At 65.4% G+C, this 11,837-nt stretch carries 11 protein-coding genes; 7 read left to right on the forward strand and 4 right to left on the reverse strand.

Features of this window, described 5'->3' with window-relative positions; genetic code table 11:
• Positions 1-5: 5 nt before the first annotated feature.
• Positions 6-446, forward strand: a complete 441-nt coding sequence (locus tag HK108_RS10505; RefSeq protein WP_181271490.1) for a hypothetical protein — start codon at positions 6-8, stop codon at positions 444-446.
• 152 nt (positions 447-598) lie between these two features.
• On the opposite strand, the gene cls is transcribed toward HK108_RS10505, so the two are convergent.
• Positions 599-2,095, reverse strand: a complete 1,497-nt coding sequence (gene cls / locus HK108_RS10510) for a cardiolipin synthase (RefSeq protein ID WP_139469036.1) — start codon at positions 2,093-2,095, stop codon at positions 599-601.
• A gap of 189 nt (positions 2,096-2,284) precedes the next feature.
• On the opposite strand from cls, the gene HK108_RS10515 reads away from it, so the two are divergent.
• The gene (locus tag HK108_RS10515) at positions 2,285-2,986 is read left to right on the forward strand and encodes an NUDIX hydrolase (protein ID WP_139909286.1); all 702 of its coding nucleotides are present in this window, start codon (positions 2,285-2,287) and stop codon (positions 2,984-2,986) included.
• 83 nt (positions 2,987-3,069) lie between these two features.
• On the opposite strand, the gene HK108_RS10520 is transcribed toward HK108_RS10515, so the two are convergent.
• Together HK108_RS10520 and HK108_RS10525 are read right to left on the reverse strand one after the other, a co-directional pair.
• Entirely contained in the window at positions 3,070-3,954 is an 885-nt protein-coding gene (locus HK108_RS10520; protein WP_181271492.1) for an enoyl-CoA hydratase-related protein, read from the reverse strand.
• Positions 3,955-4,061: 107 nt separating this feature from the next.
• On the reverse strand, positions 4,062-5,453 hold the full coding sequence (locus tag HK108_RS10525; RefSeq protein WP_181271493.1) for an MFS transporter: 1,392 nt from the start codon (positions 5,451-5,453) through the stop codon (positions 4,062-4,064).
• A gap of 233 nt (positions 5,454-5,686) precedes the next feature.
• Here HK108_RS10525 and HK108_RS10530 point away from each other — a divergent pair, with 233 nt between their 5' ends.
• The 3 genes from HK108_RS10530 (at position 5,687) to HK108_RS10540 (ending at position 8,480) form a co-directional block, all read left to right on the forward strand.
• The gene (locus HK108_RS10530) at positions 5,687-6,166 is read left to right on the forward strand and encodes a TM2 domain-containing protein (protein WP_181271494.1); all 480 of its coding nucleotides are present in this window, start codon (positions 5,687-5,689) and stop codon (positions 6,164-6,166) included.
• A 146-nt stretch (positions 6,167-6,312) separates the two neighbouring features.
• Complete coding sequence (locus HK108_RS10535) at positions 6,313-7,896, forward strand: FMN-binding glutamate synthase family protein (protein WP_181271495.1); 1,584 nt, start codon at positions 6,313-6,315, stop codon at positions 7,894-7,896.
• 14 nt (positions 7,897-7,910) lie between these two features.
• On the forward strand, positions 7,911-8,480 hold the full coding sequence (locus HK108_RS10540; protein WP_181271496.1) for a dienelactone hydrolase family protein: 570 nt from the start codon (positions 7,911-7,913) through the stop codon (positions 8,478-8,480).
• A 102-nt stretch (positions 8,481-8,582) separates the two neighbouring features.
• Here HK108_RS10540 and HK108_RS10545 read toward each other — a convergent pair whose 3' ends face one another.
• Entirely contained in the window at positions 8,583-9,386 is an 804-nt protein-coding gene (locus tag HK108_RS10545; RefSeq protein WP_173155608.1) for a 3-oxoacyl-ACP reductase, read from the reverse strand.
• Positions 9,387-9,652: 266 nt separating this feature from the next.
• Between HK108_RS10545 and HK108_RS10550 the strand changes: the two genes are divergently transcribed.
• Complete coding sequence (locus HK108_RS10550) at positions 9,653-10,681, forward strand: hypothetical protein (protein WP_181271497.1); 1,029 nt, start codon at positions 9,653-9,655, stop codon at positions 10,679-10,681.
• A gap of 124 nt (positions 10,682-10,805) precedes the next feature.
• Positions 10,806-11,834: a 3-oxoacyl-ACP synthase III gene (locus HK108_RS10555; RefSeq protein WP_181271498.1), complete on the forward strand. Its 1,029-nt coding sequence runs from the start codon at positions 10,806-10,808 to the stop codon at positions 11,832-11,834.
• Positions 11,835-11,837 lie beyond the last annotated feature (3 nt).

Raw genomic sequence — 11,837 nt, forward strand, 5'->3', positions numbered from 1 at the left:
AGACCATGAAGAAGAGATTGATTCTCCTGGCCGGTCTCGGAGTCGGATTCATTCTGGGATCACGCACCGGGCGCCAGAGCTACGAACGGCTGAAGGCCCAGGCTCAGGATCTGTGGACCGACCCGCGCGTCCAGGACACCGTCGAGAAGGCCAACCAGTCTATCCGCGAGAAGTCGCCGGCAGTCGCCGATGCCGTTCAGACCGCGGCCGACAAGGTCAACGCCGCCGCTGCCACGAACACTCCCGTCTCCGAATTCGACGGCGACGAGGACTCGACTGGTGCGAAGGCAGACACGACCGCGAAGAGCACCACCGCCGCGCAGGAAGCAGCGAAGTCGAACACCACGGCTAAGCACAAACCGTCGCCGAAGGCCCAGGATTCGATCACCGATCCGGAGCGTCACCTCGACGACGAAGGACCGGCAGGAGCCGCCGACGACGACTGAGCAACGGCAGACGGGCTGAGTCAGTCGGCAACAGCCCAGGAAAAGGTGAACAGCCCATGTTTGAAACAGGGCTGTTCACCTTTTTCTGGGCTGTTCGCAGAATCCGCCGCTTTCTGGGCTGTTCGCAGAATCCGCCGCTGGTGGGCCGGTGCCTACAGCAGCGAGCTCGTCAGGCGGGCCACGTTCTCCAGATACTTCTTCAGCAGCGGCCGCGCCTGCCACTCCTCCGCATTGAGCTCGACCGAATTCGGTGCATAGCGTTCGGCTTCGAGGTCGTACATGCGCTGCGTGAATTCCTTGTTGACGATGAAGAGCGTGACCTCGAGGTTCATTGCGAAGGACCTCTCGTCCATATTCGACGAGCCGATGATCGAGACCTCGTCGTCGATCATGAGGAACTTCGAGTGCAGCACCGTCGGAGCGTGGTACATGAAGATCCGCACCCCGGCGCGCACCAACTCGTCATAGTACGACTGCTGCGCCTTGTGGGTCAGCCAATGGTCGCTCGTCTCGCCGACGTACAGACGCACATCGACTCCCGATCTGGCCTCGGTCGTCAGCGCGTGCAGCAGGGACTCGTCGGGCACGAAATACGGCGAGCAGACGACGACGCGACGATTCGCGTTGTAGATGAGGTGGTTGAACAGGCGCAGATTGTTCTCGTCCTCGAAGCCCGGACCCGACGGCACGATCTGCGCCTGGACGCCGCCGAATTCGGGGGCCTCGAGCTCGAAGCTGTCGGGTTCGTCGAGGATCTCGTCGGTCTCCGAATACCAGTCGGTGATGAACACGGCATCGAGCTCTTCGACGACCGGCCCACGACATTCCACCGACAGGTCCTTCCACTGGAAGCCCTTCCTGCGGTTGCGGGCCTTGTTGTAGGTGCGGTCGATGATGTTCTGCGAACCGGTGAACGCGACCTCCCCGTCGACGACGAGGATCTTGCGGTGATTGCGCAGGTCGGGCCGCTGGTATTCGCCCCTCCAGGGGCGGATCGGCAGGGCACGGCGCCAGCTGATGCCCGAACCGTCGAGCTTCTTCACCAGTTCCGAGTAGCCCGGGTAGCCCAGCGATCCCACATGGTCGATGAGGACCCGCACACTCACACCGCGCCGGTGCGCGGCCAGCAGCGATTCGAGCAGCCGCCTCGTCGTGTCATCGATGGCGACGATGTAGAACTCGAAGTGGACGAACCGCTGTGCTCGGTCGACGGCATCGGCCATCGCCTCCATGCAGGCGTGGTTGTCGACGTGGAGGTCGAAGGAGTTGCCGTGGGTCATCGGCAGGGCACCGAGATCGAAGTTGAGCTGCGCTGCGGTGCTCAGCGGTTCGGGCATATGGTCCTGGCGTCCGACGATCGCCTGGTGGCGGATCTGATCGCGGAAGAGGTCATTCATCTTCGACTGTTTGTCCCGCCGCCGCTTCGGCAGCTTCGACGATCCCAGCAGCAGGAACGCCGCAATGCCCACATAAGGGATGAGGAAGATCGCAAGCAGCCAGCCCAGCGCGACCGACGGCCTGCGATTGTGCGGAATCCACCCGAGCGCGATGATGCGGATGATCATGTCGACCAACAGCAGGATGACGATCAGCCAGTTCGGCCAAGCCTGATTGATGTTGAAGAACGGATAGATCCCGAAACTGCTCATATAGTGCCCGTTCAGCCCCGCCCTGTTCGTCACCGGTTGGGTTATCGGCCTCAGATGGAGGATGTCAGATTGCCATCCATCGTATCCTGCCCGCCCCGCGCGCACTCGCCCCACCCCGCCATCGGCCCTCTGCCCGAGCCCGGGCATACTGGAAGCAGACATCAATTGCTGAGAGCGAAGGTGCTGAATGTGATTCGAGACATCAACCCCGAAGGCTCCGACCGTTCGGATACCGCCGACAGCGCGAGCCGCGGTCCCGATATCGCCGACGCCGAGGCGGTCCCGATCAGGCCTGCCGTCAGCGTGCTCATGCTCCGCGACGGGGAAGAGGGTGTCGAGGTGTTCGTCCAGCACCGGGTGTCGACGATGGATTTCGCCGCCGGCGTCGTCGTCTTCCCCGGCGGTCGCGTCGACCCTGTCGATGCGACGATCGCACCGACCATCGCCGTCCCCGATCCGCAGGTGCACACCTCCGCATGGTCCGATTCGACCATCGCCGAGGATGCCGAGGGTTGGCGCGTCCTGCTCGCCACCGCTGTGCGCGAGGTCGAGGAGGAGACGGGCGCGGTCCTCGACCCGGCCGGGCTCAAGCCGTGGGCGAACTGGGTGACTCCCTTGGGCCGGCCCAAACGCTTCGATACGTACTTCTATACGATCGCGGCTCCCGAGCTCGCCGCCGCCCAGCATCAGACGACGGAGGCGCACACGAGCGAGTGGCGCTCGGTGACCGGGATCCTCGCAGACGAGGGAGCCGGACGGCTGAAGCTCATGCGTCCGACGTTCGTGCTGCTGCGTGAGCTCGCGGAATTCTCCACCGTCGCCGAGGCGATCACCGCCGAGAGGATCATCGATCCAGTCCGCCCGGAGTTCCCCTCCAACCGCGGTTCTTAGGTCACCTCATTCGCCTGAGTCCGACTTCCCGCGCCTGAGTCCAGGATCCCGCTGTTCGCAGCAGGACCCTGGCGATCTCGACCTCAGCCCTTGGCGCGGGCCTTCATCGCGGCCAGGCGAGAGGCGACGACCTGCTTCTGCTCGTCGGTGCCCAACAGCGCGGCGAGCGCTTCCTGTTCGGCGTCGAGTCCGGTGCTGAAGTCGGAGTCATAGGACAGGTCGACGAGCCGCTTCGCCCACACCAGTGCCGACCGTGGCTGGCCCGCGATCTGCCTTGCCAGTTCGAGAGCACGAGCCAGAGGGTCCTCGGCGATCTCTTCGACGAGGCCGATGCGCAGGGCTTCTTCGGCACCGATCGTGTCGGCGGTGACGATGAGCTTCTTCGCCTGAGCCGGTCCCACGAGTCGCGGCAGCAGCTGGGTGCCGCACATATCGGGGATGATCCCCCAATTGAGTTCCATGAGTGAGAGCTTCGCATCTGGTCCGGCCACACGCATGTCCGCGCCGAGGGCGATCTGCAGCCCGCCGCCGAGCGCCGCCCCGCGTACCGCCGCGATGACCGGAACCTCGACGAGCGACCATACGTGCACGGCTTTCTGCGCCAGGGCCCGGGCCGAACCGAGCCGCTCGCCGATATCGACGGCGGTGGCCACGGAACCCGCCGCTTCCGGTTCACCGGCACCGGCGGCCTGCTCGGCCGCTTCCTCAGCGAATGAGCGGGTCGCTGCTCCGGCCTCGGCGATCCGGGCCATCTCGGTGAAGTCGAGACCGGCGCTGAAGGCACGACCGCGACCGGACAGGACCACGGCCTTGACTTCGCTCGAACCTTTAAGTGCCAGCCCCGCCTCGACGAGGTCTTCGAAGACCTCGCGGGTGAGCGAATTGAGCTTGTCGGCACGGTCGATCTCGACGTGGGCGACGCCGTCGGTGATCGCGTAGACGACGGTCGAGTTGGTGGTCTCGGACATGAACTGGCCTTTCGACGACGATGCCGGCGCGGAAGCCACCGGCGGATGAGCAACACGACGAAACCGCAGGCGACAGGCCACCGACGCCAGCGGCCCTGAACGAGCGATCAGCTGCGTTTCCTGAAGCCTATCGGAGCACCGGTCAGGGTCAAGACGAAGACCACGATGAGGGAGCTCGCGCACATGGCGACGACTCCCGGCCAAGCGAAGTCGGCGAAGAGGACCGCCGAGAGCCAGGCGCCGAGGCTCGTGCCCAGGTAGTAGACGGTGAGGTAGATGGCTGCAGAACGGGTCGAGTCGACTCCCGGCCGGGCGGCACTCGCCGCCGCGGAGGCACCCGTATGTCCGAGGAAGAATCCGGCGGTGAGCAGCGACATGCCGATGATGATCACCACGAGCGAATCGACCAGAGTCAGCCCCGCACCGGCGAGCGCGATGACCATTCCCGCCAGGGTGATCCGAGTGCGTGGGTACTTCGTGGCCAAGCGGCCGTAATACGTGGTGACGACGGTGCCGACGAGGTAGATGAGGAAGAACAGCGCGACTGCGCCCTCGCTCAGGTGCCACGGATCCTGCTGGAGGCGGGTGCCGAGCATCGTGAACGATCCGCCGAAGACGATCATGCACAGGAACCCGGTGAGGTAGATCCTCCACAGACCTCCGCGCAGCGGAATCGCTCGCCGAGGCGGCTGCGCGCTCCCAGCCCCACCGTCGTCGGCGGCGTCGCCGGAAGAGTCGGCATCGCCGTCGACGGACCCATCGGTGGCGGCCGGGACGCCGTCACCGTCGGCGAGAGCATTGCTGGCACTGCCGTCACCTTCGGTGACAGCGTCAGGGTCGGCCGCCTCGGCGAGGGTGGGATTCGTGTCGGACGGAATGGAGTCGTCCGTGTCGAGGACAGCCCGGCTGCGGGCGGTGGAGAAGAGATCGTGGCGCAGCAGCCAGACGACGATGAGCCCGAAGATCAGCGACACGACCGCGGTGAACGCAAGCCCACCGTGCCAGCCGAGGAATTCCGACGCCAGCCCGGTGAGCAACCTCGAGCAGAGCCCGCCGATCGTGTTGCCGGCGATGTAGACCCCGATCGCCCCGGGCAGCGCGGCCGGCGGCAGACGAAGCGACAGATAGGCCATGGCCGTGGCCGGCACCGAGGCGATCGCCAGTCCCTGGAGGAACCGGACGACGATGAGCAGCTCCGGGGTCGGAGTGAAGGGAAGGACGAGCGCGAGGATCGCCGCGACGATCACCCCAGCACCGATCTGGCGGGCGTGGCCGATCCGCGGGGCGAGCATGGAGAAGGGAATGAGGAAACAGGCCATGGCCACGTTCGTCGCGGACACGGTCAGGCTCGCCGTCGGACCGTCGATTCCGTAGGCGTCGCGGATCGCCGGCAGCAGGCCCTGGGTCTCGTAGAGGACGAGGAAGACGGAGACTCCCGCGAGGAAGACCGCGGCTACGGTACGCCGAGTGCTCGTCGGACTCGGCTCACCTGTGCTCATGAGCCCTACGCTATGCCTCCGGCATTCGCGGCTCAAACGATTCCGGGTCCCGGACCGTGTGAGTCCGGACACCGCGGGTGGCTGTGGGCACCCGACGCCGGTGTGCCCCGCGTGTACCTGCGGGATCGCACAACACCGCGGGGATGCGGAGGATAACCCCATCGCGGAGGCGGCCCTGCGACTTCTAGGCTGAAGACCATAAGTTCGACGAGCAGTGAATGGACGTGCCAGCGATGACGGCGACCAGCGAGATTCCCGCACTCAGCGCAGACCCCGCGAACCGCTCTGCCGCACCCTCTGACTCACCCTTTGCTCCACAGAACCCAGCCGCGCCCTCCCCCGGTGACCCCACCTCGTCCCTGGAATCGCTTGCGCCTTCCGAAAGCCAGCCCGCGGACGTGCCCGGCAACCGCTCCTTCGTCATCACCTGGCTGCTGTCGATGCTCTTCGGGGTCCTCGGTCTTGATCGGTTCTACACCGGCCGATACCTCACGGGCGCGCTCAAGCTGCTCAGCCTCGGCGGGTTGGGGATCTGGTGGCTCATCGATCTCGGCATCGTTCTCGCCGGCGGCCTGCGTTATCGGCGGGAGCCGCTGCGCGGTTACGCGCAGGACAAGGAGATCGCGTGGATTGCCACCGGATTCACCCTCATCGTCGCCTATTCGATGCAGGTCGACGAGCTCGTGACAACGCTGCTCGGCAGCCTCTTCTGAGACGATCCAGCCTCCGGTTCTGATGCGTCTCGGCAGCCTGTTCTGAGACGGTTCGCCGACAGTTCACGACTGTCTCAGGTCTGCCTTTCCTGAAAACTGCACGTTCTCGGTCTAGGCTCGAGATCAGGACAGTCCAAGGAGGCACAATGAAACGGCAATTCCCCATTGTCCGGATGGTCACCGGCGACACGGCAGGCAAGCAGATCGCCGGAGCGGCGGCGGCCGCCTCGGCGCTCGGACTCGGCGCGCTGGCAGCATGGGATCTCACGCAGAAGAAGCACTCGATCCTGCGCAACTATCCGATCGCCGGGCACGCTCGATTCCTGTTGGAGTCGATCCGACCGGAGATCCAGCAGTACTTCATCGAACGCAATTGGGACGGGCGCCCGTTCAATCGCGACACCCGCACCACCATCTACGAACGAGCCAAAGGCACCCACTCGGAACACGCGTTCGGCACCGAGCACGATGTCGACCGCGCCGGCTACGAGGCGCTCATGCACTCGAACATGCCGATCCCCAATCCGCCCAGGCCACCGCGCGTGCGCATCGGCGGTGACGAGTGCACTCAGCCCTACGACATCTCGCTGCTCAACGTCTCGGCCATGAGCTTCGGCTCACTGAGCAACAACGCCATCCGAGCCCTGAACAAGGGTGCGGCGCTGGGCGGATTCGCCCACGACACCGGTGAGGGATCGATCTCGCCGTATCACCGTGAGCACGGCGGCGACCTCATCTGGGAGCTCGGCACCGGATACTTCGGCGCCCGCACCCCCGAAGGAGAATTCTCCCCCGAGATCTTCGCCGAGAAGGCGCAGGACCCGCAGGTGAAGATGGTCTCGCTCAAGCTCTCCCAGGGTGCGAAGCCGGGCATCGGCGGCGTGCTGCCCGGGCCGAAGGTCACCGAGGAGATCTCCGAGATCCGCGGCATCCCCGTCGGCCAGACCTGTATCAGCCCTCCCGGACACACGGTGTTCTCGACTCCGATCGAGCTGCTCGAGTTCATCCGGCAGATGCGTGAGCTCTCCGGCGGCAAACCCGCCGGATTCAAACTGTGCATCGGCTCGCGCACGGAGTTCCTCTCGATCGTCAAGGCTATGGTGGAGACGAAAATCCTGCCGGACTTCATCATCGTCGACGGCTCCGAGGGCGGCACGGGTGCTGCACCATTGGAGTTCGAGGACAATGTCGGTCTGCCTCTGACCCAGGGGCTGATGATCGTCCACAACGCGCTCGTCGGCGCGGGCCTGCGGAAGCAGATCAAGGTCGGCGCCTCGGGCAAGATCGCCACCGGCACTGATATCGTCAAACGCCTCATCCAGGGTGCGGACTTCACGAACTCCGCCCGCGCGATGATGATGGCAGTCGGCTGCATCCAGGCCCAGGCCTGCCACACGGGCAAATGCCCCGTCGGCGTCGCCACACAGGATCCGCGGCGAGCGCGCGCCATCGACGTGCCCACCAAGGCCGATCGTGTGCGCAACTACCACGACGGAGTCGTCGCCGAGGCGGTCCGCCTCATGGCATCGATGGGTGCGGCCGCACCGGACGAGCTGGAGCCGACGATGCTGCGACGCAATGTCTCGGCCTCGGAATCCTGGTCCTATGCTCGCCTCTACGACTGGCTGAAGCCCGGCGAGCTCCTTGATGACACCCCCTCGGAGTGGGCCGACGACTGGGCTACGGCCCGCGCGGACACGTTCTCGATCCCCCGCGGACACAGCCGCTGAGCGAGAGGATTCCTATGACCACGCTTGTCCTTCTCCACTCGGCGCTGGGGCGGACGTCCGGGATGGACGCCATCGCCGAACGCTTCGCCCTCGCCGGGCATGCCGTCCACACTCCCGACGTCTACGCAGGCAGGACCTTCGACGACGCAGAATCGGGAGTCGCCCACTCCCAGGAGCTCGGGTTCTCGACCCTCGTCGATCGGGTGAAGGACGCCTGCGAGGACCTCGGCGACGATCTCGTCTTCGGCGGATTCTCGCTGGGGGCCGCCCTCGCTCAGCAGATGGGCAAGAACGATCCGCGTGCCCGCGGCGTCCTGCTCTTCCACGGCGGCGGCTTCCCGAAGCCGACGCGCTGGCAGGCCGGGGTTCCGGTGCAGGCTCATTTCGCCGTCGATGACTCCTGGCGCAGCCCGGGAACGATTGAGACGCTCATGGAGTCTGCGACCAAGGCGGGTGCGCAGGCGGAGTACTTCCTCTACCCGGGCAGCACCCACCTGTTCAGCGACCCGACCACCCCGGACTACCGCGAAGACAGCGCAGAACTGCTCTACGAACGAGCTTTGGCTTTCCTCGACCGTTTCTGAAGTCCACTTCCCGGCTCCGGGACGCCCTTGCACGCAGACCATCGGTTGTCCAGCCTCGTCCACGCTGGCGGGCGCGGCCCGCCCATGTCACAGTCGGCCGCCTCACCCCATGACGAGGCCGTTGTCGACGATGAGGTTCTGGCCGGTCACCGCACGCGAGGCGGGAGAGGCGAAGAACACCACCGCCGAGGCGAAGTCCTCCGGAGTCGTCACCCGTCGCAGCGCACTGGCGGCCGCGATCTGGTCGAAGACCTCTTCGGGTGTCGCCGAGGACGCATCGGTGGTGCGCAGCAATCCGCCGGAGACCATGTTCACCCGCACCCCGGCCGGGCCGAGATCCTTCGCGAACGTCCTGGTCAGCGACAGCAGCGCCGCCTTGCCTGCCGTGTAGTCGTGGTACGGCACGACCGGGTCCTGGAACAGGTTGGTGCCGATGTTGATGACGCGGCCGGAACCGAGCTCGCGGAAACCGTGCATCGCGGCCTGGATCGTGTTGACCGCACCTTCGACCGAACCGCGGAACTGATCGGCGAAATCCGAATAGTCGATCTCGTCGGCCGGTTGGCGTTCATCGCCGTTGAACGAGAAATCTGCGAGAGCGTTGTTGACCACAGTGGATACGGGAGTACCGAACTCGGCGGCCGCGGTTTCGAACATGGCATCGACGGCGCGGGAGTCCGTGACATCGGCCTCGATGGCCACGGCACGTCCACCGCGAGCGCGGACCGCCTCGGCGAGCTCTTCTGCAGTCTCGGCAGAGTACCGGTAGTTGATGACCAGGGCCGCACCCTCGGGCGCGAAGGCCTTCGCGATCGCAGCGCCCAGGCCGCGTCCGGACCCGGTGACGAGCACGACCTGCTCATCGAGTGGCAGAGCCTCGGAGGTGAATGCCTGTGGGTTGCTCATCGCGTGTCTCCTTCGGACGTCGGTGGGCGGATCCTGACCCCACCATACCCAGGAACCGCCAGCACCGAGGCCGAGCGCCGCGAGACGGTCTGCAGCGCGACAGATGTTGGGTCGATCCACGGTGATGTCGCGGCTCAGAACACCGTGGATCGACCAGCAAATCGCTGCGAACCGCGCGCACATGGGCCACGGAACGTGCTCTGAGCGGCATGAGTCCATAGACTGAAAAGAAGACCACCGTTGTCCATCCCCAGGAAGTCACCCTTATGAACGAGCTCGGCGCCGGCATCTCCATCGGAGTCCTCGCGGCTCTCGTCGTCTTCGTCATCTACTTCATCGGAGCGAAGCTCGGACGATGGCAGCCCAGGAACCCCGCCAGTGGAGGCGGCGCCCAGGGCGGCTACCCGCAGACTCAGGGATACGGCCAAAACCCCTACGGCCAGCCCGGCTACAACCAGTCCGGTCGCCCGTGGAGCAGCGAGGATGAGACCCGCGTTCTTCCCAGCAACGCGCAGGGCTACAACGCACAGGGCTACGACGACGACGCCGATCTGCCGCGAGCGACGAAGAACGAACTCGCCGCCAACGTCCAGCACTCCGGCCAGATGATCGAGGCCAACCGACGGGCTGCCACCGCGGCCAACGGCGACACCGTCGCAGTGTTCACCTACATCCTCGGTGCCGCACTCATCGCCGTCGTCGCCTTCGTGTTCTTCAACAACCTGCTGCTGCCGGCCACCATCGGCGCGTTGACAGGCGCGATCATCTGCGTGGCTCTCTCGGCGACCTACACGATCAAGCACCTGGACTTCTGGCCGGACAATGCGACGATCTCGATCGTCAACCTGCTCGTCGCCCTGGCCGCGTCGATCTTCATGTACATCGGGTCCGTGCAGACGGTGCGCGACAACATCAGCCTGTCCACGATCACCGACTCGTTCGACGCCCTGCCCTTCGGCGACGGCTTCTCCGCCTTCGCCGTGGCCATCGGCGACCGGGTGGTGACGTTCTTCAAGGACTTCGGCTTCTTCGGCTTCGTGTTCCTGCTGTTCATGGGCATCGGCTGCATCATCGTCTTCACCCTCGCCGCTAAGTCGCTCGTCGACGTCATGGATTGGCGGATCTTCGCCCAGTTCGGCCACAACGTCACCGATCGTCCTATGTCGTATTCGCGTGCCGTGCGCTTCCAGACGTCGAAGGTCTCGCACACTGTGACCTCGCTCGTTCTCGCCGTCATCGCTGTGCTCGCCGCCACAGGATTGCTCTATGACGGCTTCACTTGGTTCACACGCTGATGAACATCTCAGAAACCGGGCGGTAAGATAGGTCCGGAATTCCCCCGTCGTGACGCGTCACGCGCGCGCCTCTGCGGCCGATATCGACACCGACGAACGACCCGAAAAGGGATGAGTACTTCAATTGGCGAATGGCAATGCAACATTTCGGCACTCGAACGTGGCCCTGCTCGGCCTGACCGAGACCCTGGCCCCGAACGAAGTGACCTCGCAGGAATTCGACGAGCGCCTCGCCGATACGCTGTCATCCCTCAACCTGCCGCAGGGTCTGCTCCAACGAGTCGCCGGTGTGTACGCCCGCCGCAACTGGGATGAGCCCCACCAGTTCGCCGATGGTGCGATCACGGCCGGAAAGAAGGCCCTCGCCGAGGCGGGGGTCCCTCCCGACGCCATCGGACTGATGGTCAACACCTCCGTGACCCGCGAACACCTGGAACCGTCCGTGGCCGTCGGCGTCCACGCCGGCATCGGACTCGGCCCCCAGGCGATGAACTTCGACATCGCCAACGCCTGCCTCGGATTCGTCAACGGAATGACCCTGGCCGCGAACATGATCGACGCCGGGCAGATCGAATACGCCCTCATCGTCGCCGGCGAAGACGCCTCCCGTGTTCAGGAGGCGACGCTGCGTCGCCTCAACCGTCCGGACATCACCCGCGAGGAATACCTCAACGAATTCGCGTCTCTGACCCTGGGTTCCGGCGCTGCCGCCGCCGTCCTCGGCCCTGCCGACAAACATCCGGAGGGCCACCGCATCCTCGGCGGCATCACCCGTGCGGCCACCCAGCATCACGAACTGTGCGTCGGCGACCACAACGGAATGTTCACCGACACGAAGGGCCTGCTCTCCGGCGGCATGGAACTCGTCGTCGCCGCGTGGGAGGAAGCCCACGAGACCGGTTGGGACTGGCGGGAGATGGACCGCTACGTCATGCACCAGGTCTCCGATGTGCACACGAATTCGATCACGAAGGCCGCGAACCTCGATCCCGACCGGATCCCCGTGAGCTATCCGGAGCTGGGCAACGTCGGCCCCGCTTCCCTGCCCATCACCCTGTCCCGTGAGGCCGAGAACCTCAAACCCGGCGACCGCATCCTGTGCATGGGCGTCGGCTCCGGACTCAACACCGCCATGACCGAGATCGAGTGGTAGAGA

The sequence above is a fragment of the Brevibacterium sediminis genome (assembly GCF_013623905.1).
Classification (GTDB): domain Bacteria; phylum Actinomycetota; class Actinomycetes; order Actinomycetales; family Brevibacteriaceae; genus Brevibacterium; species Brevibacterium sediminis.